We start from the raw sequence: 26,767 nt of genomic DNA, 5'->3' as shown, positions 1-26,767 counted from the left end.
CTCGTGATCGTTTGCAATCGGGTTAACTCAGGTTCACGCAGCTTTTTCCTGGTTTTTCGAGAAGGGAGGACTTTCATATCATTGAATTTATGGTGCCTTTCTGTAATTGTGCTTCGTGGCCACTGACATTTTGTTCGCCTTTTTCGCCTTGAGCAAGGATATTACCTGGTAATACATAAAAACAGGAATAGACGACAGTGATTTGATAATGCGCTTATCAACAGACGAGTTGAAAAGCGGGACCAGAAATCCTGCTACAAAAAGACAAAGCCCCCCAAACCAAAGCAAACTTACAACCGGGCTAATCCAGATATTCAGCAGCATGAAAAACACTGATATGATCAGAAAAATAAACAATGGTGGCCGCAACAGCACGAATCCGAATAGAAACTGGTTCCAGTTGAAATGGATCGCGCCCTTGAAAACGAGTGAAAAGCCAAACTTGAAATACCTGAACCAGGTATTAATCCATCTCGACCGCTGCTTCACAAGCTGTTCAGACTCCGAAGTTTTCTCATCGTAAACCACGGCATGCTCGTTAAATGCAATGCGATCACCGCGGGTGACAATGGCGTTCTGGAGAATCTTGTCAAATCCGGCGCCGCTGATCGTGAGCCCGCCGAGCGTTTGTTTATAAAGATCAACTGTGAAAGCCATTCCCGAGCCCGAAAGCGTTGCAGAAGAACCGTCTTCAAACAGCATTCTGCCATCATAATAGTGGTAATAGATATCGCGGGCAGCATCCAAACAGGCATACACCGAGTCTAGGTTTTTCGCTTTCCTGACACCCTGGACAGCGGTGTACCCCTCGGCGAAAAGCAGGTTCAGTTCATTTAGAAACTCGCTGTCGACCAGGTTATCGCTGTCAATGATCGCCAAACGCTCATGTGCACGCTGAAAACGGTCTATCGCAAAAAAATGGGATTTGGTATTGCTTGCGAGAATAGTATCGGGTTTGAGAACAAACACCCTGTCATCCTGAAAATGCAGGTTCGAAGTATCGCAATTATCGGCAACGATATAAACAAGGTAATTAGAATAATTCATCCGCAAAATGGACGCTACCACATCCGGAAGCTGCTGCACCTGCTCATAGGTGGCAACAATCAGCGCATAGTCAGGTTCGGCTAACGGACGGATCCCGGGAGCAACCCTGGCAGGTTTACGGACAAACAAATGTATCACCAGCAAAAGGATCGGAAAAACGAGATAAAATCCGATTGCCGTCTGAACCAGCCACCATAAAAACCAAATGATTTTCATTCAGTCACAAGTTTAGAAACTTTTCCAGTTTGCTTAAGAATGTCCTGGGCACCAGTCAGTACCCAGCCCGCCATTTTGCCATTCAGGCTTTTGAGGTATTCGATTTTAGACCTGTCGGCGTACGAAATACTGCGGCCGCTCTCAAAAACAGAAACCACCGTGTCGGAGAAGGTGATCCACTCCTTGGCTTTGTTCATGGAAATCAGTGAGTCGGCTTCAATCAATATCACATCAAACATCGTTTTCAGCCTGTCGAACGCCGCTCGGATCTGTGCTTCATTGGTAATTTCATACAGGGATACATCTCCCCCTTTGTTTCCCAACAGACAAATGGAGCCGTACTGATTGTCGAGTGCAACGGAGTCAGGCTTGGTGAAATAATCTTCCAGGTGCTTCGACCCGCTGTTTAATTTGGTGATATCTGAGTCGCTGAAATTTCCGTCAATGATCAGCACGCGTTTATTGATCTTCGAGTAGGCCCAGGCCAGGCTGATCGTCAGCAGCGTTTTTCCGCTACCTTGCGACAGGCTTGTCACGGAGACCACCTTGGGATCAGGGTACTCATTATCAAGCTCGAAGCGGATTGATCTGATGAGGTTCCGGAACAATTCCACCTTTCGTTCGTTTGTGGCTTCATTCTGTAATTGGGTCAGGTTAAATCCGCCGCTTACCTGGTTTACAAAGCCCAGTACCGGCCTGTCCGTCGCATTGGCAAGTTGTTGCGGATATCTGATGGAGTTATCGAAGAAATAGAGGATGAACAGAACGAATAAGCAGAATGCAAGACTAATCACCCCGGAAAGTATGATCAGCACAATTTTCTTGGACGGCTGAATGATACCGGGCAATGCTTTTTCCGCCACTTTAAGCTTAGCGGGAAAGCTGGAAAGCAACCTCGCGTCGTTGTACTTTTGCAGGGCCTCTATATATTCTCTGCCCGCAATGTCGATCGCTGTCTCAAATTCCTGCACCCTCGCTTCATTGGGAACCAGACCGTCAAACTTGGTATTTAACCGCGCTAATTCAGCTTCAATGGTCGAAACACTGTTCAATGCAAGGTCCCTCGACACCTCCATGGTTAACTTTTCGGTAACAAGGTTTTCCTTGACTGTCAATGGATTGTACAAGTACCGGTCTGTCGATTCGTTTATTTGTGCCGATAGTTTTGCTTGAATTGAGTCGAGCGACGATTTGTATTTGGGGTCGAAATTGCTTTTCACATAAGCCTCATTCGCAGCGCGCAGTCTTTGCTTGGTCGCGACGATGTTCTGGTTAATTGTAGAAACTGTACTTTCAAAATACTTTCGATCGTTGCTGCTGAACTTGTTTTCAATATTCTTGATAGCCACGCCGTAAGCAATGATGTCTTTTTTTGCCACTTCACGTCTTAGCTCAAATTCGGCGATCTGCCCGTAAAGGCTTTTGGCCTGTTCATCCAGATTGAGTACCCTGTTGCGGATTTTGTAATCCCTCAGGCCATTCATCTGAACCCGCAGGGCCAGTCTTTTCTGTTCCAATAAATCGGCCAGGAAGCTGATGGTGCGGTTGTTGTTGGTCGCCAGGCGTGACGAATAAATACTGATAAATTCGCTGCTCAATGTATTGATCACAAAAGCAGCCATGACCGGGTTCTTGGACTCAAATTCGATATTGATGTAGTCGCTGTTGGAAGCCCTGAATATCAAGAGCTTCTTCTGTAGGCTTCCTGCATCAAACTCCATGTCTGACAGGATAGTCTGCAGCTTCTTTTCAATAGGTTTTTCGGACGACAGTTCCTGCTGGGCCTTATATTTTTGCGTGATAACCGAAACAACCTGCTGACGTTCCTGCTGGCTCATTTCGCTCAACAGTTTGGAAGGCTTGGCAAAATCATTTCGCTCGCTCTCCTTCAAGTCATGCAACAACAACTGATAGGATACCTGATCCATTACTTTTTTGAGAGACATCATCTGGATGATGTTGTCAAATTTTCTGGAAATTTCAAAGTCCTGTTCAGTTCCGCTGCTCATCAGTCCCTGCTCTGTCTTATCGACGAGTCCTGTCGCAATGCTTCCGCGTGATTTGTACTGGTCTGGCAGGGCTTTGACCAGAAAATAAGCAGCTACTACAGTAATTAATGGGACAAAAATCAGGATGAACTTATTTCTGTATAATAGTTTGAGGAATATGGAAAGTTCTGTCATTGGATGTCTTCCAGTTTTTGGCCTAATAATTCTTCTAAATTGCTTTTGGAGATGAGCAGGTCTGTCTCTGCCGATATCTTGCTTTGGAGCCTGTCCGATATCACCACCTGAGCCCGGTTATATTCTTCAAAAGTGCTTTCGCCTTTTTCGAATTTAATTTTAAGCTCCTCTGCCATTTCTGTTACATCCTGCAGGGCATTTGCTTTAATCTGAAGAAGCATTTTAAACTGAACATAGGTAAAATACCTGCGCTTCACATCTGCTTCAAGGTTCAGCTGGTAACTATCCCTGTCGTATTCCAGGGCTTTCAGCTCACTCTTAGCTTGTTTGATCAGGGAAGGTTTCTGGAGAAGCGATCCAATATTAACGAAGAAGCCAAACTGGTATCCATTTAGAAAATTGGGGTTGATACTGCTGGCCAGGCGGTCGGGACTGAACAAGTACGAGAAAGAAAGAATCTCGAAATAAGAGAGCCTCGCTTTCTTCTCTGCGTAACCGCCGGCCTCAACACGGGCCTGGTACTGTTTCAGCCTGGGATAATTCTTTTTAGCCACCTCGATCAACTTTTCGAGATAAGGATAAGAAATTTCCTGGGATAGTATATCCTGGGATCTTAAAGGAGAGATAGAAATGATGAAGAAGAACAGTAGTGCGTAGATATATCTCATCTAGTGGGGTTATGAAGTTACAAAAATGGGGTTGAAGGCGGTGTTAGGAAGGTCATCAAACGTTCTCGGACTGCAGGAGAGCGGGAAACGTTTTAAGTATGATGAGCATGTCCATTTTAAAGGAAAATTCTTTTGCGTAGGTGATATCCAGCTGTGTACGCTCTTCTTCGGACATATCAGCCTTCCCTTTTCCACGCTTCGTAACCTGCCATAAGCCAGTCAAACCAGCTGGTCCCGCAAAGCGGAAAATTTTGTCATCTGTCGTCAACTTTTCGGCCTCATAAAGCGGAAGCGGGCGGTTCCCCACGAGGGACATGTCGCCCTTCAGGATGTTGATGAGCTGAGGCAATTCGTCCAAACTCGAATTTCGCAGGAATTGACCAAAGCGGGTGATTCGGGGATCATTCTGGAATTTCATAAAAGCGGCTTTCTGCTCTTTTTGAAATTGGTAAAGTTTTTCGCAAATCTCCTTTCCGTCGTGGAAAAGCAGGCTCTTGCATTTGTTACCGGCCTGGCACTCCTCGCACAGGCCATTGTTTTCGATTTGGTGAACCGGCTCGGCGGTCTTATTATACATGCTCAAGGCAGCCATTTTCCGGATAAGCTGATCGGCATCCGTACGCATCGTTCGAAACTTGTACAAATCAAAAATCTTGTAGCCGCTACCTACCCTTTTTGATTTGTAAAATACTGGTCCCTTTGAGTCCAGGCGGATCAGGATAGCAACCAGAATAAAAACCGGGAGCAGAAGCAAAACCGCTGTTCCTGTGGTAATTATATCGATCGAACGCTTCCAAAGTGGTGTGTGTGTGCTTTGCGACCCAATGATTTTGGAAGCCTTATTTGCGACGTACCATTGCCTTTTCTTAAAATACTTGACCCTGGTCAGGAGATCACCTTCGTCAAATTTGACAGAAAATATATCGTCTGCATGCTTCTCACGGGCGATATTGACAGCTTCCCTGGTAAGCGTGTCGACCATCAACACGAACGGGATGTTGCCAAATCCTGCGCTGCTGCGGATGATGTCAAGCAATTCGAGGCCCCCGCTTGAGGTATGCGCAATGATCACATCTGCTGGATAATTCTCCTGAAGTGCCTCCAGAACGGCCTCTTTGGTCGCAAAATATTCTACCTGCAAAGACTCCGTAAATTTTTCGGAAAAGCTGAGGTAGTGTTCAAAATCGGAGTTCAGGTAAATAACCCTAAACTGCGCATTGTATGATTTTGCCTCGACAGTTCTTGCAGGGGAACTCATTGTCAATTCCATGGTATAACTGATTAGGAGTATCTTTTGCTTCTGCGCAAGATCGCGTTGATCTTCGCATGCACTTCCATCGGATTAAACGGCTTGACCATGAAATCATCAGCACCCAGGTTCAAACATTGAATTCGTTCACTGCTCTCGTCGGATCCAGAAAGTATAATAATGGGTATTTCGGAATACAGGTTGCTTGCCCTTGCGACCTTCAGGAACTCCTTTCCGTTCAGGTTCGGCATATTTAAATCGGCAATAATGAGATCTGCCTGGTTGCCCTGTTCAAGCCAAAGCATGCCTTCAGAGCCGTCATTCTTGATAATTACATTGAAATCCTTCTTAAGGAAATGTTCCAGTATTTTGGTAATACTGGGTTCATCGTCTATAATCAACAGACTTTTTTTACTATCCATGGTTGAGCGTAAAAATCAAATGCTTGCTACTGGAACTTGGTGATGGTGATTAGTTAATATGATTTCCCGCTGCAGCATCCCCTGCCCCCCTCTATCCGGTACAGCAAATTATTTGGTAGATTTAGTAATAATACTTACGATAACAAAATTTGCTCTCAAAAATCGCGAACTTTCTTCTTGACGACATAGTGAATTTTTTCAAAAAACCGCCAATTAACCCGATAGGCTATGTTTTAATATCTGAAAAGGCTCAATGTTTTTAATTCCTGTGGGGGTGAGGTCGGGTAATTGAAAGTAAAATTAAGTACTGGAAGCTATAACACAAAAAATATCCAGTTCTAAATTCGGTTTTTTTTAAAATTAGTTCTACACCCTATTTTGTAACCGATTTTATCTTTTTTTCAATTAGAGTGGCGAAAGCGCAGTTTGACTTGCATGGCCACATTTACTCGTTTGCCGCCCTGAACGACCGGCTGCCAGGCTGGGCCTTCCTGTATCACCTGAATCGCTTTACTGTGTAATGCCTCCTCTCCCACTGCCCTGAAATCGGTCAGCGTGCCATCGGCGTTTACTACGAAAAAGACTGTGATATCCTGGTCGGGTAAGCCAGAAATCGCATTTTTTAAAAGATAAGCCCGATAGGCACCCCACCCGACCTTGGGAAAAGGCAGCGAATCGTTCAGAAAGGCACTGCCCTGAGCAACAGATTTGGCCGTAACAAAATCTGCATTGCCATTGTTCGCAGCGACCTTTGCAGCCGGCCGACTTGCCAATGCTTCTGACAGCGGCTGGGCTGGCGCTGCTGCCGGGATAGGCTCAGCGGCGGCAACTTTTTCTTCTACCTCGTCAGCAGCAACCGCCTTTTCCAGGTTATCCACCTCGGGTTTTTGCTCTTCCGCTATTTCCGGCGGTGCTGCAATCCCTGGTTTAATCTGAGGGACCTGCTGTCGGCCAACCTGTGGCTTTGACGGCCGAAACTCAGGGCCATTGGCTCCATCGGACTTTTGATGGGGAGCAATTGCAGGGCGGGTTGCTGTCAGCTGGTCGCTCTGCAACTCCTTTTTATCTGATAAAAGCACTAGCCAGCAAGCACCCAGAACCATCAGCACCGACGCCGCTGCTGCATATCCCCAGAAAGGGAAACGCTTCCTTGTATTCGGCCACGCATTTTGCTCCAACCTTTGCGAGAGCTCCATGCTAATCCTTTTCAAGCCGTCTTGGTCCGAACCCATCAATAAAAAGCCCTCATATGCCTCTGCAACCATCGGGTCATCCAGCATACGCTGTTCCAGTTTGTGCTGTTCCTCTGCCGACATTTCCCCGTTTTGATAGCGGCGAAATATTTCGAAGCTTACCGGTGGATTTGAGCTATTGGCTTTCATACTTTTTCATACAAATTTTCAGGTTCCGCTTTCCGTTCTGGATATAACTTTTGACTTTACTCAGGTCAAAACCCGTTTCCTGTGAAATTTCTTTGTAACATTTTTCCTGCTTATAGAACATCTCCAACGTTAAACGTTGTTCGCCGACGAGCGTTTCAAGACATTTTTCAAGGCCTGTAAGCTGGCGGTCTATTGCCAAATGTTCGTTGGCTCCCGGTTCAAATACCCCACTTTCGGTATTTTCCAACAACTCCTCAAAAGCAACAAATGCGGGGCGGGATCGGATTTGCATGAGGCAATAGTTGCGGGCAACGCTATGGAGCCAGCTTTGAAAACGGGTTATTTCATGGTGCCTTAAATCATGTACCAACTGCTCGAATATCTGCATAACCGCATCCTTACTCTCATCTTCTGCTCTCAGGTATTTATAGCAGATCGCGTAAATCATTTCCATGTAAGGCTCATACAATGTGCCGAGAAGTGCGACGTCGCCCGTCCGGCGATAAAGTCCGAGCTTTTCACCTTCCGTCAACGCGCCTTGATTTTTCTCCGCGAATACTTTCAAAAACTTCACTTGTTGATGCTTAAAGCCCCAATTCCATCTGCCAGGTAGCCAGTAGATGCCGTCCGATCAAAATTCCATAAAAAAGTTTAGAAAAGTTTATGGAATTATCGCGAGAGCCGCATCCAGTCGATAAAACCAAAACTTGATTGACCATGAAAGGAAAAATTGTAGTACTCCTCGCACTGTTTTTCAGCGCGTTCGCCCTTGTGCCCGACAGAATGATCACCGGAACTGTTCAGGATAGTAACCGGGTACCTGTTGCCAATGTGGTAGTCTCGGTTAAAGGAAGCCGGACAAAGACAACAACCGACTCGCTCGGAAGATTTTCTGTCCCTGTTCCCGTGTATTCGAAAAGCTTGGTTTTCAGCCATGTGGGATTCAAAATCGCCGAGGTAAAATTATCTGCTGCATCCACTGTCCATGTCACATTGCAGACTGGCATATCAGAAAAAGAAGAACCCGATCCCAAAGCAGACATGGTGACGAAAGATTTCGTATCGCCCTCATTTGCTAAGCTGGCCGAAGCACCTGTATCCGCCGCCCAGGCCTACCGCGTAAGTCCGCGCCCCAATACAGAAAACTATAACCCGATCAACGAAAACGGTTTCCGATTCACCGGGCATGACCCGGTTACTACGTTTTCAGTGGATGTCGACCGTGCCGCTTACAGTAATGTCCGCCGGTTTCTGAATTCCGGTCAGATGCCGCCCATAGATGCGGTCAGAATTGAGGAGATGATCAATTATTTCGATTACAGCTACCCCCAGCCGACTGGCGATCGACCCTTGACTGTGAGCACCGAGTATACAGATTCGCCCTGGAATAGCGGATTAAAATTATTACATATCGGCTTACAGGCTAAAACCTTATCGGCCAGAAACTTACCTGCTTCCAATCTGGTATTCCTGGTTGATGTTTCCGGTTCGATGATGGATGACAATAAACTTCCATTGTTGAAACAGGCATTCAAGCTGCTTGTGGACCAGTTGCGCCCGGAAGATAAAATTTCCATTGTGGCGTACGCAGGTGCTGCGGGTGTGGTGCTCCCGCCTACCTCGGGTGCCGAAAAAATGAAGATCAAAGAAGCATTGGATAACCTGGAAGCCGGGGGCTCGACTGCAGGTGGGGAAGGAATTGAAATGGCTTACAAACTCGCCAGGGAAAATCTGATGCCAAAAGGCAATAACAGGGTTATTCTCGCAACAGACGGAGACTTTAACGTTGGCGTTTCCAGTGAAGGTGAACTGCAGCGGCTGATCGAACAAAAAAGGAAAGATGGGATTTTCTTAAGTATCGCTGGTTTTGGAATGGGAAATTACAAAGACAGTCATGTGGAGACATTGGCGGACAAAGGGAACGGCAATTACGCTTACATTGATAATATCCAGGAAGCCAGAAAGGTTTTCGTCCAGGAATTTGGCGGAACATTATTTACCGTTGCGAAAGATGTCAAAATTCAGATCGAATTCAATCCCGTTCATGTACAGGCCTATCGCCTGATTGGGTATGAAAACCGCGCGTTGAAAAATGAAGAGTTCAATGACGACAAGAAAGATGCGGGAGATATGGGTTCGGGGCATACGGTGACGGCGATCTATGAAATTGTCCCAACGGGAACAAAAAGCAGCTACCTCTCTCAAATGGACGCATTGAAATATCAAAAGACCGGTGCCTCCGAGGCTGGCAAAACAGATGAAATGCTTACCGTAAAAATCCGCTACAAAAATCCTGACAGCGATAAAAGCATTTTATTCGATATCCCAGTGAAAAACACCTCTAAAACGCTGGGTGCTTGTTCCCAGAACTTGCAGTTCGCCACCGCGGTCGCTGAATTCGGGCTGTTGCTCCGCAATTCTGAATACAAGGGCAATGCATCCTATGGCCACGTAATCAGTCTCGCAAAAAGTGCTTTTGGCAAAGACGAAGAAGGTTACCGTTCCGAATTCGTCCGCCTGGCAAAAACTGCCCAATCCCTGGATGGATCAAAGGCGGAGGTTGGAAAATAGCATCGCTGGGTTTCTACAAACCAGCTTTGAACTTTAAAGCAATCGAAGTTACGCTCGGATAATCGTAGGCCGTACTCTTGGTTTTCATGATGAATGACGCTTTGGTAACATCCTGGGGAGCGATAGTCCAGTCGCTGCCCTGGGATGTACTGTTCGGCAGACCTACCGTGATGTCTTTGGGATTAGCCTTCCAATGCAAAACAAACGGTTTTGATTCCCCTTTAAAATGACCAGCGAAGGTCCCATCCTTTTTGATCTCGACCGTTTCCATATATCTTTCAAAATCAATCCCTCCGAACTGTCTTGACATTTTCCCGTCCTTATAGGTAACAGCGTCATTAACTGAAATCTCATCAATCACCCATCTGGGAGAAGCTGTAAGAAAACCAGCCGCTTCCTGGGCACTGCCGGCAGATTGATCGCACGACTGCAGGCATAAAGTCACGAAAAAAAGCAAAAGCCAGATACGGGTTCTTAGAACGGACATTTTAGAGCAAGTTGGTGAAACGCAAATATAAAGGGTTGCATTTTGTTGAAAAAGGAATGCTAATCCCGGTTAAACAAAGCAGACAGACCCGCCAGGAATTGCTCATGCTCATTTGTAATTTGCCCGGGCAACAGCCGCCATACCCAATTGTTCCCGTTCGAACCGGGCAGGTTCATTTTAGCAGTTTCATCCAGGTTAAGCACATCCTGCATCGGCAATATGGCGATTTTGGCTACCGACGCGTATACCAGCTTTGCCATTTCAGCATATACATTATCTTCTGAAACTGCTTTCCCGATGTACCGCTCGAGACGTTCCCGGACACCCTCTTTTTCCATTTGCCTGAACCAGCCTTTCACGGTATTATTGTCGTGCGTACCGGTATATGCCACGAAATTGGGTGAAAAATGATGAGGTATATGATCCGATTGCGGCATATTTTCATCGAATGCAAATTGTAATACCTTCATCCCCGGCAGAGAAAATTGATCGCGCAGCCTGTAAACCTCCGGACTGATCTCGCCCAGATCTTCAGCGATGAATGGCAGATATCCAAAAGCAGCCTCTACTTTTTTGAAGAAGTCCTCGTCGGGGCCTGTCTGCCACTTGCCGTTTACCGCTGTCTTCTCACCGCCGGGAACCTCCCAATAATCCGCGAACGCCCGGAAATGGTCCAGCCTGACCAGGTCGAATAATTCGATATTTTTCGCCAGGCGATTGATCCACCATTGATAACCGTCTGCTTTTAATGCGCTCCAATTAAAGACCGGCATCCCCCATAGCTGGCCATCATCGGAAAAAGCATCGGGAGGAACGCCTGCCATGCCGGTTATTTTGCCAGTTTCATCCACTCGAAAAAATTCCTTGTTGGCCCAGACATCGGCGGAATCATAACTCACATAAAATGGAATATCACCCAGCATTTTGATATCCAAATCCTTACAATATTCCCTCAGAGCTTTCCACTGCTTATCAAACACAAACTGCTGCCAGCGCACATACTCAATCTCCTCCTTCTCTGATTCTTGGATTCTCTGCAGGGCAATGCCATCGCGCAGCCTGAATTCCTCCGGCCACTCATACCAGGGTGAACCACCATGTTGTGCTTTGAGGATAACGTATAGCGCAAAATCGTCTAGCCATTCGGAGTTATTGGTACAGAAAGCTTCAAAGTCTATACTGTTTTCCGACGTATCCCTGCGGTTTTTGAAAGCCGTTTTCAAAAGATCGGATTTAATGATACCAGCTTTTTCAAAGTCTGTCGCGGCATTCGGTGGGACGTGGTAATCGGCAAGCATGTCCGAAGAGAGCAACCCTTCCTGGGCCAATAGTTCCGGACTGATCAATAAGGGGTTTCCTGCCCTGCTGGATAAAGCGCTATAAGGTGAGTTCAACTGTGATGCTTCAGTCGGGTTCAGTGGCAGGATCTGCCATATTTTCTGTCCTGCCTTTTCCAGAAAATCGGCAAAAGCGTAGGCTTCCGGCCCAAGATCACCTATTCCAAATGGCGACGCCAGGGAGGTGATGTGAAGCAGCACGCCAGCCCGTCGTTCGTTGTCGGGCTTAGTTCCTTTCAGTATGGCCAAAGGCAACCCTTTGAAGACTACATCGGGCGTCAGTTTACCCTGGAATTCGTTTTTTTCACCCGTTAATACCGATTCCCATTCAGGCGAAAGGTTGTCGGGCAATACAATTGTAGTGTCTGACCAGTCCAATGAGAAAAAATCCCTCCCCTGCTCCTGGCACATTACCGCTGCATGGAGAGGTATCACGACGATGTAAAAATCCTTCTTGTGCTTTCTGGCAAAGGCGAGCAAATGTGCTTTATGCTCCCCGCGGATTTTGAGAGGAAGGTAGTCACCCTTCGTAAACAGCAGAGGGTGTGCTTTTCTCAGATGAAACAGCTTCTGGGTCAGCCAAAGCTTGATATTGGCATTGTTCCTTTCTTTCCAAAGCTTTTCTACCAGCCGCTCGGGTTCATATTCCGAAAATTCCAGTAACGATCGTTCGCGTTTTGCAAAATCGACGGGGCGCCTGTTGTCAGGATCAACCAGGCTGAAATCCCAGAGTTCGCATCCCTGGTATACGTCGGGTATACCCGGACAGGTAAACTTTAAAACCAATTGAGCAAGGGAATTGATGATCCCGAAATCCGCAATTTCGTTTTGGAAATTTTTAAAGTCTTCAAAAAAAGGCTGTGCTGGATCCAAAAGGCTGGCGGCAAAACGTTTCACCTTTTCTTCATAAGGTTCATTGGGCTCCGCCCAGGTCGTATTTGTCTTTGCTTCCCGGAGGGCCTTCTGCAAATATTGACTTAGCCTTTCAGCAAAATGGTCATTGTCTTCACCGGGCATGGGATGAGCTCCTGCGAGGGTCTGGTAGATGAGGTATTCATCATTTGCCAAAGGTTTTTCGTCGGTTCTCTCGCTCAGTTCCTGCCACCGTCTGACTCTATCTATCCACTTTTCACCGAGATCAGTCAATACATTGAGGCGGGCCCGCACATCCTCTCCCCTTTTGGTATCATGGGTAGACGTAGCATTCAAAGCCAGGGGCCATTCCTTTTGTCGCTCCTGCATGAAGGTATGGAACGCCTTCGACGTCACGCCAAACCGGTCGGGAAAATCCCCTACATCGTTGTGCCCGATGAACCGGTTGTTGGTGTACATGAGCGTATCCTCGCCACCCTTCGCCATCAATGGACCGGTAAACTGCATGCACCTCAGGTAAAATTCCAATACTCGTTCCCTGTAGTCGTCATCGGCGTCAACTGGTTTGCCGACCAAACACGCTTCAAGTAACGCGGATCCGTTTACCAGACCGGGATGGTATCGTACGATTTCACTAAAAATTGATTGAATGGCCACAACCTCCGAATCCGGCAGCGGGATTTTATTGGAATAATACCGGTATACCGGGCAATGGATCAGAAATTCACCTATTACCTTTTTCAGCTCCCCTTCTTCCAAATGTTCCATTTCCGAAGGCTCTGCCAACCTCAGTTCTATAAAAAGCTGTGTGAGATTTTCGAGCTCCCCGCCCATATGGTTGTAAAGAATTTCCGATTTCTTGCTGATGAGCTGGTCGTGGACAGGCTTACCCTCTTGTATCAGTTGTTCGTAGAAGCTGGTGAATACCTGTTCTGCCGCGCTATTGGTAAAAAGGTTGTTCACCATTGCCAAAAACTCGTAGCCTGTGGTTCCCTGGATTGGCCAGTCTGTTGGCAGTTTTTCATTTTTTTCAAGGATCTTCTCCGCGACGATATAGGTTTCCTCTCCCACCAACTCCCGAAGTTGATCAAGATAGCCAACCGGGTTGAACAGACCATCGATATGGTCGATCCGAAGTCCCTGGAAAACACCTTCCGTGGTAAGCTCTTTTACCAACCTGTGGTATTGGTCAAAAACCTCCTCATCCTGCATATTGAGACAGATCAAACCATTAACAGTAAAGAAACGACGGAAATTGATCTTTTCCTCAGTCCGCTGCCAGTGGCAAAGGACATAGGCCTGTTGATCAACGATCTGCCTCAACAACCCCTCGTCGCTGTTATAGTGATCGAGCGTATCCTGCACGAACCTGCCCACCTGTTCATTTTTACTGAGTGAGGCTAGTTGCAGCAAAAGTTCACTCCACCTTTCAGAGAAAGCCCTCGCGTCTTCTACTTCATTCATTTCCCGGAGCTGCGTGATCAGCTGGTGCACCGACTGTGGGTGGTTCTCCTGCCCTAAGGACAACAAAGTGACATAGGATCTCAGGTTCAGCGGGAAAACCGAACCCTCATAATCCATCACCAGCCTATTGTCCCGATATGCCAGTTTCAGCGCGCCGTTTTGAATCACATCATCCAGGTCATGGGCTAAAAAGGGCACCATGATTTTGCCATGGAAGAGCCGGCTGTTCCATGCGATATCAAAAAAGGAAGCATAAGCTGATCGGGTCCCCTTTTCCAGAACATCCATAAGCCATGGATTTTCGGAATGAAAAGCCATGTGGTTGGGCACAATATCCTGCAACCAGCCCATTCCATGTTCCTTTAAATTTCTGCTCAGGTGTCGAAGATCTTCCAGATTTCCCAACTCCGGGTCAATTTTTTCGGGATTGACGCCATCATAACCGTGCGTACTGCCGGGAACAGATTCCAGAATAGGGGACGCATATATGGTTCCAACTCCTAGTTTTTGAAAATAGGAGATCAATTTTTCAAAATCCTTAAATGTAAATTGCCGATTAAATTGTATTCGGTAGGTAGAAACAGGATTATTCATGTTTAAATTAAATGATATAAATCCTGGCCTCTAAATATTATGCCAGCAACCCGCGAGATAGGTCGCCAGATCACGTCAGCTATCGAGAAGAGCTCTCAGCACGGCAACCTCCAAAGGCTTAGACAATAGTTTGATGATGTAGGGGTTAGAGTCCGCCTCCTTCATATCCGAAGTATCCACAGTAGAGGAAATCATAAATAAACGAATCCGGTTTTTTACATTCTCGGGAAGCAGGGAATATTGTTCGGTGAATTCGAAACCATTTAAACCGGGCATCTGCAGATCCAGTAAAATAACTACATCCGAGATAAACTCGAGATGCTGGTTGAGGTAATCCAATGCATGCTGCGGCGAGAGAAAAGTCTGGACTTTTGTTGCCAAACCACTTTTCAAAAGCAGCTTTTCCTGCGTGAACAAATCAAATGGACTATCGTCAATTATTATAAATTCCATGCAGGCAAGGAAAAATAATTTTACATTGAAACAACTGCTAACCTATTCATGATTAAATGTAGAAAAATAATTTTTTTTTATACATTTAAAACACGATTGTAGAAATAATTCAAATACTCATTTCGCAAACTAAATCATAAAAAAGCAAATGTTTAGTAATACTTTATTTCGATCCTAAAATAAAAATGAAAGTATTTCTATATTATGGTTTAATTCTTCTTCTTTCTGTTTCTCCATTAAAGGCGCAGCAAAAAAAATATATTTTTCGCCATCTCACTACTAATCAGGGGCTTTCACAAAATAATGTGACCTGTATTCTCATGGACAAAAGGGGGTTTATGTGGTTCGGCACCCAAGATGGCCTCAACATGTACGACGGATATAAATTCACCGTCTACCGCAATGACCCTCAAAACTCCCAGAGTATTAGTTATAGTTATATCAATACACTTTTCGAGGACAAGGAAGGAAGGTTGTGGATTGGTACCGATGAAGGCGGGCTCAGCATGTACGATTTTAAAAATGATCGCTTTACCAATTATGGCAATGAACCCGCCAATCCGTTAAGCATTAGTCACAATAAGGTGATGTCTATCGCGCAGGACCATCGCGGAAATCTTTGGATAGGTACGGGAGGAGGAGGGCTGAACTATTTTGATATAAGCAAACAAACTTTTCAACGCTTCCAACATCACCCCGGCGATCCCAGAAGTCTTAGCAATGACTTCGTCAAAAAGGTTTTTGTCGACCGAGAAGGGGTGGTATGGGTCGGTACCCGAGAGGGAGGCCTCAACAAGCTGGAAACCCCGGCAGGCATTTTTACCCGGTATCTCCATAATCCGGCCGCACCCATGTCGCTGACAAAAAACGAGGTGAATACAATTTATGAGGACAAAAAAGGCATTTTATGGGTTGCCACCGAAGGCGGCGGGTTAAACAAGATGGACCGCGCCCGGGGTACATTCTCCGCCTATCGGCATGTTGCGGGCGATCCGGCCAGCATTTCACATAATGATGTGATCTCGCTGACGGAGGACGAGAGTGGCCGCCTGTGGATCGGTACCAGAAATGGGGGGATCAATATCCTGGAAGAAGATGGAAAATTCACAAAACACGATTTCAATAAAGCCAATTCGGAGGGTCTGAATAATGGCTCTATTTACTCCCTTTTTTGCGACAAAATTGGCAATATGTGGGTTGGCACGTTCAGCGGAGGAGTGAATGTACTGGATAGAGCCCCGCTGAAATTCACCCGATATCGAAGCAATCCCAGTATCCGTAACGGTCTTAACAACGATAACATTCTATCTGTGATAGAGGCTGTTGACGGAAAACTTTGGCTTGGCACGGATGGTGGGGGGGTGAATGTATGGGATCAGAAAACAGGGGATTTCAAACACTATCCCCATAACCCGGGCGACCCTTCCAGTATTGCCAGTAACTTCATTACCGCGCTGCTTCAGGATCAGAAAGGACAAATATGGGCGGGAAATTTCAAAGGAGGGTTAAGCCTTTTCAATCCCAAGACGGACAACTTTAACAATCTCAACAAAAACCGGAACATTAAGTCCCTTATCCCCAATAACATCTATTGCTTTGCCAGGGACCACAATGGATGTATCTGGATCGGGGGATCTGAGGGCCTGCTACGTTACAATACAAATAACAATACCTTTAAGACTTATATACACGATCCCAGTGTCCCGGGAAGTATCAGCAGCAATATCATTCTGGCCGTCTATAAGGATAAAAGGGGCAATATCTGGGTAGGAACCGAAGGGGGAGGATTGAACCTGCTGGATGAAAAAACCCAGACATTCAGGCATTTCACCCGCGATAAAAATAATCCTGCCACCATTAGTAACAACCTGATTAACTGCATTTTTGAAGACAGCAAAAACAATCTATGGATAGGTACCAACGCCGGTGTCAACCTGTACGACCGGAAAAAGAATACTTTCACACATTATCGTCAGAAGGACGGGCTTCCCAATGACGTGGTATGGGCCATTGAAGAAGATTCCCATGGGACGTTATGGCTCAGCACCAATAACGGATTATCCAACTTCAACCCGTCCACCAGAACCTTTCGGAATTTCGACACCAGCGACGGTCTTCAGGGCGCGTCCTTCAACAGGGGATCGGCTTTTAAAAACGCAAAGGGTACTTTGTTTTTTGGCGGTCAAAATGGCCTAAATGTATTTCATCCGGACAGCATCCGTTATAACCGCTTTATTCCACCGGTATACATCACCGATTTTCAGATCTTTAACCAATCTGTTACGCCACACACTGAAAACTCACCCCTGACCTATCATATCACCGAATCGCAGGACATTACTGTATCTTACGAAGACCTGATGCTTTCCTTCGAGTTTACGGCACTTAATTACACCATCTCACGGAAAAACCAATATGCATACAAACTGGAAGGATTCGATAAGGATTGGATCTATTCCGGCCCCACCCGCAGGGCTACCTACACCAACCTGGACCCTGGCGATTATGTGTTCCGCGTCAAAGCATCCAACAACGACGGGATTTGGAACGAAACCGGCACATTTGTAAGGCTTCATGTGATCCCCCCCTTCTGGCAGACATACTGGTTCCGCCTCTTATTTATTGCGCTCGTCCTTCTTGTCATCTATTTATGGTACCAGCGGAGAGTGCGGACTATTAAAAGTCAGAAAGAGGTTTTGCAAAATCAAGTATTCGAACGGACACGTGAAGTGATTGAGCAAAAGCAGGAGCTTGAGCAGCAGGCACTCCACCTACACAAACTAAACTACGACTTGCAAATCAAGCACATTGAGGAACAGCAGGCCCGGGAAGAAGCGGAAAAGGCCAACCAGGCCAAAAGTGTCTTTCTTGCAACCATGAGTCATGAGATCCGTACTCCAATGAACGGAATCCTGGGAATGGCCATGCTGTTGTCACAGACCGAAATGACGGAAGAGCAGGCAGAATACACCGAAACGATCATCGGATGTGGAGATGGATTACTGACGGTAATCAACGATATCCTGGACTTTTCCAAGATCGAGTCAGGAAACATGGAGCTGGAACACAAACCCTTTGATCTGCATGAATGCATTGAAGAGGTTTTGGGCCTATTTTCCAGGAAAACGGCAGATCTTGGTCTGGACCTGGTGTATCAGATCGACCCGGAAGTACCTTCCCAGATCATTGGCGACAATATGCGCTTGCGACAAATACTGATCAACCTTGTCAGCAATGCAGTGAAGTTCACGCACGAAGGAGAGATCCTGGTCAGTGTGCAATGCATACAGAAAAGTAACCAGGGGGAAATAGAGCTCAAATTCACGGTTCAGGACACCGGGATAGGCATTGCAGCTGACAAGTTGGACTTACTTTTCAAGGCTTTTTCGCAGGTCGATTCCTCTCACACAAGAAGATACGGGGGGACTGGCTTGGGCCTGGTGATCAGCCAGCGGCTGATCCAGCTAATGGGAGGAGGTATTTATGCAGAAAGTACCGAAGGGCAGGGCGCCAGCTTCCATTTTACAATCATCACCAGTGCAGGCGAAGATACCAGGCAAAACATCCTGGGCCAGAATGCTTTTGAAGACGAAGGAAAATCGGTATTGGTGGTCGACGACAACAAAACAAACCTTCGGATCATTGAGATGCAGCTGAAATACTGGAAGCTCCTTCCCATCCTTGCATCTTCGGGTAGCCAGGCCCTTCAGGTACTGACCAGCAAGCGCAAAATCGACATGGTCATTACCGACCAGAACATGCCGGAAATGACTGGCACTCAATTGGCCGAAAAAATCAAAAGTAGGTACCCTGACCTCCCAATCGTTCTGTTAAGCTCCGTGGGGGACGAAACGAGAAAGAACTACCCAGGAATTTTCTGCGCTATTTTAACCAAACCTGTCAAACATCAGAAGCTTGGGCATGTGATACGAAAAGAACTCTCTCGTCAGGCCGTCGCAGTTGAACCAAAGACCACCGGTTCACAGAATTTATTGTCGGTATCTTTCGCCGAAGAGTTTCCGCTTAAGATCCTGATTGCAGAAGACAATGCAGTCAATGAAAAACTGTTCCTGGCATTGCTCTCGAAATTGGGTTATGACGCAAAAGTAGCCAGAAATGGGAAAGAAGCGCTCTGTGAGGCACGTGAGGAGTCATATGACATCATTTTTATGGACGTTCAAATGCCTGAGATGGACGGACTTGAAGCAACCGGCCTGATCCGGAAATTACCCGGCCAGCAACCCCTTATTATTGCAGTAACTGCCAATGCAATGCCGGAAGACAGGGAAATTTGTATACAGGCAGGAATGGACGATTATCTCGCAAAACCAATCAGGTACGAAGAAATAAAAACCTCCCTTCAAAGGGCATTCAGCTTCAAGCAGGTCGTTTAACCCGCCCCTCAGCTCCGCCAACTTAGCCTTTGCGCTCCACTATTTCAAGATGTTGGAGCTTTATTTCCATTGCTCTTTCACGGGAAAAATTCAGCAAAACCGCTTCTGCTCCGCCCTGCAGGCATGATTTTGATTGGTAGGCTGCCATTCAATAATCGAAAACAAAATGGACGGTCCGATGGATATTCAGGATGGAAGAAAACGAGTGGTCATTACCAACGTCGCCCCCCAGGTTGAAGCAGGCAGATTTCCGGCCAGACGCGCAATTGATGAAAGCGTCCATTTCTCGGCAGACATATTTGGCGACGGCCATGATTCGATAGCTGCCAGCGTGATCTATAAACATGATAAGGAGATATGGTGGGGAGATATCCCAATGCAGTACGTGATCAACGATCGGTGGGAAGCAGACTGGACACCTGGGAAACCTGGAGTTTACGAATACCGTTTCACCGGCTGGGTAGACCACTTTACAACCTGGAAAAAGGGGTTGTTAAAAAAGTTTGAAGCAGGCCAGGACATATCCGTCGAGATACTGATCGGGGCTGAGCTGTTGGGCGAGGCGATTTTGCTGGCCAATGCCGAAGCCAGGCCGTCTTTTGAAAAATGGATCGACGGATTGCAACACACCAGTGATGCAGAATCGGCTGTTAACCTGGCGATCAGCGATGAACTGGGCGATGCCATGTCCCAAATCAGGTATACCGACAGGATCACCGTTTTTGACCAGACCTTCCGCCTGGAAATAGAGCGAAAAAAGGCAGGTTTCAGTACCTGGTATGAGCTCTTCCCAAGGTCAGCTTCGGCATTTCCCGATACGCATGGCACTTTTAAGGACGTCCAGCGCCTTTTGCCGAAAGTAGCCAAAATGGGTTTTGATATTCTTTACTTCCCGCCCATTCATCCCATCGGGACAATGAAAAGGAAAGGAAAAAATAATTCCCTGAACCCGTCCGATACGGATCCCGGATCTCCGTGGGCGATTGGTAACCGGCTAGGAGGCCATAAGTCGGTTCACCCGGAACTGGGCACGATCGAAGATTTCGAAAATCTGGTCAAAGAAGCGGGGACATATGGGATTGAGATAGCCATGGACATTGCCTACCAATGCGCACCGGACCATCCCTACGTAACAGAACATCCGCAGTGGTTCAAGTGGCGGCCGGACGGGACCGTTCAGTATGCCGAAAATCCTCCCAAAAAATACGAGGATATCCTCCCTTTCGACTTCGAGACGAAGGATTGGCAAAACCTTTGGAACGAACTCAAGAGCGTCATAGAATTCTGGATTGAAAAGGGAGTATCCGTTTTCAGGATCGACAATCCGCACACAAAAGCTTTTGCTTTCTGGGAATGGATGATCGGCGGAGTAAGGAAAACACATCCGGAAGTTTTGTTCCTGGCGGAAGCGTTCACACGGCCCAGAGTGATGGAAAGGCTCGCTAAGATCGGTTTCAACCAATCCTATACCTATTTCACCTGGCGAAATAGCAAATGGGACATTGAACAATATCTCTACGAACTGACAAAAACAGATCAGCAATATTATTTCCGCCCCAATTTCTGGCCTAACACGCCGGATATTCTGCCCCACCACCTGGTTGAGGGAGGCGAAAACGCACATATTACCCGCTTTATTCTCGCGGCGACGCTGTCGTCCAATTATGGCATGTATGGACCGGTATATGAATACGGCGTCAATACACCCCATCCTGGCAAAGAGGAGTATACCGACAATGAAAAATATGAGATAAAGCAGTGGGATTGGGACCGGTACAGCAGGACGAGGGAGATCATCACGCGGGTGAACAGGATCAGACGTGAAAATCCGGCGCTGCAAACCACCTGGAATGTTGATTTCACCGAAACGGACAACGATATGGTCATTTGCTATACAAAAGCCGATGAGCGGGCGGGCAATGCATTGATCATTGCCGTTAACCTGGATCATTTCAATACCCAAGGGGCCCACATCAAAGTACCTGTCCACAAATTCGGTATGTATCCCGACCAGCCGTATACCGTCCGCGACATGCTGAGCGGGGAACGGTACCACTGGAGGGGAGAATATAATTATGTACAAATGAACCCTTACGAAATGCCCGCACACATCTTAAAAATTGAAAACCACTGAACACCGAGATCGTATGGATTACAGAAAAGGAATGCTCGAAAAGAATTTGCTCTGGTACAAGGATGCCATTATCTATGAATTGCATATCAAGGCTTTCAAAGACGGCAACTGTGATGGGATTGGCGATTTTAAAGGACTAATGGAGCAACTTGACTATCTCCAGGATCTTGGTGTCACTGCGATCTGGCTGTTGCCGTTTTATCCTTCGCCTTTGCGGGATGATGGGTACGACATCGCGGACTATTATTCTATTAACCCTTCTTACGGAGACATTCACGAATTCAAGCTGTTTCTGAAGGAAGCACATAAACGCGGACTCAAAGTAATTACCGAGTTGGTAATCAACCACACTTCCGACCAGCATCCCTGGTTCCAGCGTGCCAGGAAAGCTCCTAAGGGATCCGATCACCGTAATTTTTATGTCTGGACTGACGACCCGAAGCAATTCAAAGATGCGAGGATCATCTTCCAGGATTACGAAAAATCAAATTGGACCTGGGATAGCGAAGCGGAACAATACTACTGGCACCGCTTCTTTCACCATCAGCCTGATCTCAACTATGAAAGTCAGCTCGTTCAGGATGAGATTTTCAAGATCATCAACTTCTGGTGCAAAATGGGTGTCGATGGCTTCCGCCTGGATGCCGTGCCTTATTTGTTTGAACAGGATGGTACCAACTGTGAAAACCTGCCAGAAACACACGCTTATCTCAAAAAGCTCCGGAAATACGTCGACGAAAGATATCCAGGCACTTTACTCCTCGCTGAAGCCAATATGTGGCCTGAGGATTCGGCGGCCTATTTTGGCGACGGCGACGAATGCCAGATGAATTACCATTTCCCAATCATGCCGCGCATGTTCATGTCGTTGCAAATGGAAGACCGCTACCCGCTTACCGATATTTTTGAGCAGACACCAGCTATTCCTGACAATTGTCAATGGGGTATCTTCTTACGAAACCATGACGAGCTGACACTTGAAATGGTGACCGACGAGGAAAGAGATTATATGTATAAAGTGTATGTAAAGGATCCCAAAGCAAGGATTAACCTGGGTATCAGGCACAGGCTGGCACCATTGATGGAAAACAACCGCAAAAAAATCGAGCTGCTCAATTCCTTGCTGTTTACATTTCCCGGGACCCCAATCATTTATTACGGCGACGAAATCGGAATGGGGGACAATTTCTACCTCGGCGACAGGGACGGCGTGAGAACGCCAATGCAATGGAATCCCGACAGAAACGCTGGATTTTCGCAGGCTAACCCACAGCGGCTTTACCTTCCGCTGATATTGGATCCCCAGTATCACTATGAGTCGGTGAATGTGGAATTGCAATCGCGCAACTCGTCGTCCTTACTATGGTGGATGAAACGGGCCATCAGTACACGTAAAAAATACAAAGCTTTCAGTCGTGGGAATATCCAGTTCCTCAATTCCGAGAATTCAAAGGTGCTCGCTTTTACACGCACTTTTGAAGATGAAACCATGCTTGTAATTGCAAACCTTTCGAGGTTTCCACAGCCGGTAGAACTAGATCTGGATCAATACAAGGGTTTTCAGCCAGTTGAAATTTACAGCAAAAACAAGTTTCCCTCTGTAAAGGATAACACACCCTACTTCTTTACATTGGAAGCCTATGCTTGTCAATGTTTTGCGTTAAAGAAAGTCCATCCTGAAATAGACGAAAATGCGGAGCTTCCACTCATGAAACTGGAGAAATGGAAAGACTTAATTGAGCCGGAGACGCTGGAAAAACTGGAAAACAATTTTCTGCCCAATTACCTGATGAAGATGCGCTGGTTTGGCGGAAAAGGAAAAGGGCTGGACAGCATCCGGATTATTTCCCACGCCGCTATTCCATTGGGAGGTAATCCCCCGTGCTACATTTTCCTGCTGGAAGCAACTTATCAAAACGATCTTCCCGAAATGTACCAGTTGCCGGTCGCCTTCGGCAAAGAGCCTTTTTCTTATAAAGTGAAAGAAAATTGCCCACAGGCTGTCATTGCGCGCATCAAGATCAAGGGCGAGGAAGAGGGTGTTTTGTTTGACGCTATTTATGGTCTGGAATTACAGCAGGCCCTGCTGCTGAATATGGCCGGGAGCGAGAAATTACATGCCAAGGACAGTGAAATCCATTTTTCAGGAAATATAGAACTGGAAAAACATGTGAGGGAAACGGATAAAATCAGGCCGCGGGTCCTATCCGGCGAACAGAGCAACACCTCCATTACATACGATAGTAAGTACTTTTTCAAATTATACCGGAAAGTCGACAGGGCGATCAATCCTGATATGGAAATCACACATTTCCTGAGCCAGAAGGCGAAGTTCAAAAACATCCCGGCCTTTGTCGGCGCAGTCGAATGGAAGTATAAGAAAGATTCCATGGTGCTGGGTATGATGCAGGAAATGGTCAATAACAGCACCGATGCCTGGGCCAATATGCTGGACCGTCTTGACAGCTTTAATGAAAAAATCCTTTCCGGGCATGGTATTGAGTTACCGTCGGAGCTAATTGGAACGATCACAGAACCTGCTGGTTACGAAGACATCCCGGATGTTTTAAAAGAACTGCTGGACGTTCCGATAGCCGAGCAGGTTGCTTTGCTGGGCGTTCGCACAGCCGAAATGCATCTGGCACTGGCTTCGACCGAAGACGGACCAGATTTCAAACCAGAGGAATTTTCGCTTCATTATCAGCGATCGGTTTATTCTTCACTGCAGTCGCTGGTGCGGGTTGCATTTCAGAGCCTGAACAGGAATATGAAAAAACTTGCGCCCGACGTGAAAGAAGAGGCAGATGAGATTCTGCACAGGAAGGATGAAATTCTTTCGGAGCTTAAAAAGATATACAGCCATAAGATAGATACTTCCAAAATCCGTATCCATGGTGATTATCACCTAGGCCAGGTGCTGTTTACCGGCAAAGACTTTATTATCCTCGATTTTGAAGGCGAACCAGCAAGGAGTTACAGCGAAAGAAGGCTGAAACGATCTGCGCTGAGGGATGTGGCCGGCATGTTACGTTCATTTCATTATGCCGCTTATGGAAGTCTCTATCTGGATAACCAGATCAGGAAGGAGGATATCAGCAAGCTACTGCCTTACGTGGAGCAATGGTATCACTATATGAGCGGTTTTTTCATGAAGGCTTACCTCGAAACGGTCGGAGACAACCCGATTATTCCTCAGAAAAAAGAGGATTTGGAAATCCTCATCCGGACTTTCCTTTTGCAAAAGGCCATTTATGAGTTGAATTACGAAGTCAACAACCGGCCGTCATGGGTCATGGTACCACTCAGGGGGATCAAGTCCATCCTGAAACAACAGGAAGTACTGACCGTTTAAAAATAAATTATGACTGATATCAATAACGGCTCCGTATCGCCAATAACTGAGTTTGATATAGAATTATTCAGGTCGGGTACGCACTGCCATGTATATAACAAGCTAGGCTCTCATATCGTAGAACTGGACGGCGAAAAGGGTGTCTTTTTCGCCGTCTGGGCCCCGAATGCAAAATATGTCTCGGTAACAGGCAATTTCAATGCGTGGATGAGGGAAACCCATCCGTTACAGCCTCGGGCGGATCACTCAGGAATCTGGGAAGGCTTTATCCCTGACGTAGGAAAGGGAGAATATTACAAATATTTCATCCGCTCGCACAATGGGCATGAGATCGAAAAAGGCGACCCCTACGCGGTTCATTGGGAAACGCCCCCGCACACCGCTACTATAGTCTGGGATCTCGATTTTCAATGGAACGACCACTCATGGCTGGAGTCACGCAGGGAAACGCCTGCTCTGGAAAAACCAATTTCGATTTATGAGATGCACATTGGCTCATGGAGGAGGATCCATGAGGAAGCGGGGCGGTTGATGACATACCGGGAATTGGCTGCCGATCTACCCTCCTATTGCGCATTTATGGGTTTTACCCATGTGGAATTGATGCCGGTCATGGAACATCCGTTTTACGGGTCCTGGGGATATCAGTTGACCGGCTACTTCGCGCCATCCAGCCGCTTTGGCACTCCCCAGGATTTCATGTTTTTGGTTGACTCACTGCATCAGGCTGGCATTGGCGTTATCCTGGACTGGGTACCTTCCCATTTTCCAAGCGATGAACACGGATTGGGATATTTTGATGGCACTCATCTATACGAGCATGCCGATCCCAAACAAGGGTTTCATCCCGACTGGAAAAGTTTCATTTTCAATTACGGCCGAAACGAAGTAAGGGCATTCCTGATCTCCAATGCCATTTACTGGCTCGACAAATTTCATATCGACGCACTTCGTGTCGATGCGGTCGCCTCTATGCTCTATCTGGATTATTCAAGAAATGATGGGGAATGGATTCCGAATCAGTATGGCTGCCGTGAAAATCTGGAAGCAATCGATTTTCTGAAAGCATTCAATTCTGCAGTACACCGTTATTTCCCGGATGTTTTTACAGTAGCCGAGGAATCAACAGCCTGGCCGGGCGTTACACAACCCGTCGACCATGGCGGACTTGGGTTTGATATGAAATGGATGATGGGCTGGATGCACGATACCTTATCCTATTTTCAGAAAGACTCTATTTATCGTTCTTACCACCAGGGCCAGCTGGCATTCAGCATTCACTATGCATTCTCGGAGAAGTTCACCTTGCCACTCTCTCACGATGAGGTAGTTTATGGAAAAAACTCGATGATCAACAAAATGCCTGGGGACAGCTGGCAGCAATTTGCCAATCTGCGGCTTTTATATGGCTATATGTTTGGACACCCGGGAGCCAAACTACTTTTCATGGGGGCCGAATTTGCGCAGCGACATGAATGGCGTCATGATTTCAGCCTGGATTGGGACGAGAATTTAAATCCTGCTCATACAGGAATTCAGAGGCTGCTGAAAGACCTCAATGAATTATATCAAAGTGAGCCTGCACTGTACGAAAAAAACTTCTCAGTCGAGGGATTCGAATGGATTGATAACCAGGATTCCACCAACAGCGTGCTGAGCTGGACGCGAAAAGGAAATGATGAAAAGGACCACTTGATTTTCGTTGCCAATTTCACACCCATTGTGAGAGAAAACTATAGGGTCGGCGTTTCAAGGCCGGGTCATTATCGGGAAATCTTCAATACAGACAATTTGAAGTACGGAGGGTCAGACTTGCTGCAAACAGGCGCCATAGAGAGCTATCCGATCCCAAAGCACGGGAGAGGGCATTCACTGCCGCTTATATTGCCACCCCTGGGAATTGTGGTTTTGAAGTATGAGGGGGAGTTTGAGTGGTTATAG

The 26,767-nt window shown here is 46.6% G+C and carries 15 protein-coding genes; 5 read left to right on the top strand and 10 right to left on the bottom strand.

The window, feature by feature from the left end:
- Positions 1–87: 87 nt before the first annotated feature.
- The 7 genes from AC1XUF_RS02150 to AC1XUF_RS02120 form a co-directional block, all read right to left on the bottom strand.
- Positions 88–1,263: a glycosyltransferase gene (locus AC1XUF_RS02150; protein ID WP_483340001.1), complete on the bottom strand. Its 1,176-nt coding sequence runs from the start codon at positions 1,261–1,263 to the stop codon at positions 88–90.
- Positions 1,260–3,446 carry a GumC family protein gene (locus tag AC1XUF_RS02145; protein WP_483340000.1) on the bottom strand — a complete coding sequence of 729 codons (2,187 nt, stop codon included), beginning with the start codon at positions 3,444–3,446 and terminating at the stop codon, positions 1,260–1,262. The genes AC1XUF_RS02150 and AC1XUF_RS02145 overlap by 4 nt, the downstream gene beginning before the upstream one ends.
- A complete protein-coding gene (locus tag AC1XUF_RS02140) occupies positions 3,443–4,114 on the bottom strand; it encodes a TolC family protein (RefSeq protein WP_483339999.1) in 672 nt (223 codons plus the stop codon). Before AC1XUF_RS02140 ends, AC1XUF_RS02145 begins: the two co-directional genes overlap by 4 nt.
- A 55-nt stretch (positions 4,115–4,169) precedes the next feature.
- Positions 4,170–5,384, bottom strand: a complete 1,215-nt coding sequence (locus AC1XUF_RS02135; protein ID WP_483339998.1) for a sugar transferase — start codon at positions 5,382–5,384, stop codon at positions 4,170–4,172.
- 11 nt (positions 5,385–5,395) lie between these two features.
- The gene (locus tag AC1XUF_RS02130; protein WP_483339997.1) at positions 5,396–5,785 is read right to left on the bottom strand and encodes a response regulator transcription factor; all 390 of its coding nucleotides are present in this window, start codon (positions 5,783–5,785) and stop codon (positions 5,396–5,398) included.
- A 401-nt stretch (positions 5,786–6,186) separates the two neighbouring features.
- On the bottom strand, positions 6,187–7,167 hold the full coding sequence (locus AC1XUF_RS02125) for an energy transducer TonB (RefSeq protein ID WP_483339996.1): 981 nt from the start codon (positions 7,165–7,167) through the stop codon (positions 6,187–6,189).
- Positions 7,154–7,741, bottom strand: a complete 588-nt coding sequence (locus AC1XUF_RS02120; RefSeq protein ID WP_483339995.1) for an RNA polymerase sigma factor — start codon at positions 7,739–7,741, stop codon at positions 7,154–7,156. Before AC1XUF_RS02120 ends, AC1XUF_RS02125 begins: the two co-directional genes overlap by 14 nt.
- 143 nt (positions 7,742–7,884) lie before the next feature.
- Here AC1XUF_RS02120 and AC1XUF_RS02115 point away from each other — a divergent pair, with 143 nt between their 5' ends.
- Positions 7,885–9,738, top strand: a complete 1,854-nt coding sequence (locus AC1XUF_RS02115; RefSeq protein ID WP_483339994.1) for a YfbK domain-containing protein — start codon at positions 7,885–7,887, stop codon at positions 9,736–9,738.
- A gap of 13 nt (positions 9,739–9,751) precedes the next feature.
- On the opposite strand, the gene AC1XUF_RS02110 is transcribed toward AC1XUF_RS02115, so the two are convergent.
- From AC1XUF_RS02110 to AC1XUF_RS02100, 3 genes are all read right to left on the bottom strand, one after another.
- Positions 9,752–10,225: a hypothetical protein gene (locus AC1XUF_RS02110; RefSeq protein WP_483339993.1), complete on the bottom strand. Its 474-nt coding sequence runs from the start codon at positions 10,223–10,225 to the stop codon at positions 9,752–9,754.
- A gap of 59 nt (positions 10,226–10,284) precedes the next feature.
- Positions 10,285–14,493 (bottom strand): malto-oligosyltrehalose synthase, encoded by a 4,209-nt coding sequence (gene treY / locus AC1XUF_RS02105; RefSeq protein ID WP_483339992.1) that lies wholly within the window; start codon positions 14,491–14,493, stop codon positions 10,285–10,287.
- Positions 14,494–14,568: 75 nt separating this feature from the next.
- Complete coding sequence (locus tag AC1XUF_RS02100) at positions 14,569–14,946, bottom strand: response regulator (RefSeq protein ID WP_483339991.1); 378 nt, start codon at positions 14,944–14,946, stop codon at positions 14,569–14,571.
- A gap of 185 nt (positions 14,947–15,131) precedes the next feature.
- Here AC1XUF_RS02100 and AC1XUF_RS02095 point away from each other — a divergent pair, with 185 nt between their 5' ends.
- The 4 genes from AC1XUF_RS02095 to glgB all read left to right on the top strand — a co-directional run bounded on the left by AC1XUF_RS02095 (position 15,132) and on the right by glgB (position 26,767).
- Positions 15,132–19,340, top strand: coding sequence for a hybrid sensor histidine kinase/response regulator (locus tag AC1XUF_RS02095; protein WP_483339990.1), 4,209 nt, complete (start codon positions 15,132–15,134; stop codon positions 19,338–19,340).
- Between the two features lie 178 nt (positions 19,341–19,518).
- Positions 19,519–21,474 carry an alpha-1,4-glucan--maltose-1-phosphate maltosyltransferase gene (locus tag AC1XUF_RS02090; RefSeq protein ID WP_483339989.1) on the top strand — a complete coding sequence of 652 codons (1,956 nt, stop codon included), beginning with the start codon at positions 19,519–19,521 and terminating at the stop codon, positions 21,472–21,474.
- A gap of 13 nt (positions 21,475–21,487) precedes the next feature.
- On the top strand, positions 21,488–24,826 hold the full coding sequence (gene treS, locus AC1XUF_RS02085) for a maltose alpha-D-glucosyltransferase (protein WP_483339988.1): 3,339 nt from the start codon (positions 21,488–21,490) through the stop codon (positions 24,824–24,826).
- Positions 24,827–24,835: 9 nt separating this feature from the next.
- Positions 24,836–26,767 (top strand): 1,4-alpha-glucan branching protein GlgB, encoded by a 1,932-nt coding sequence (gene glgB, locus AC1XUF_RS02080; RefSeq protein ID WP_483339987.1) that lies wholly within the window; start codon positions 24,836–24,838, stop codon positions 26,765–26,767.

The sequence above is a fragment of the Dyadobacter sp. HNCC25DJ185 genome, assembly GCF_056895195.1.
The sequence above is the reverse complement of the archived record's forward strand: the minus strand, read 5'-3'. Positions and strand labels throughout refer to the sequence as shown.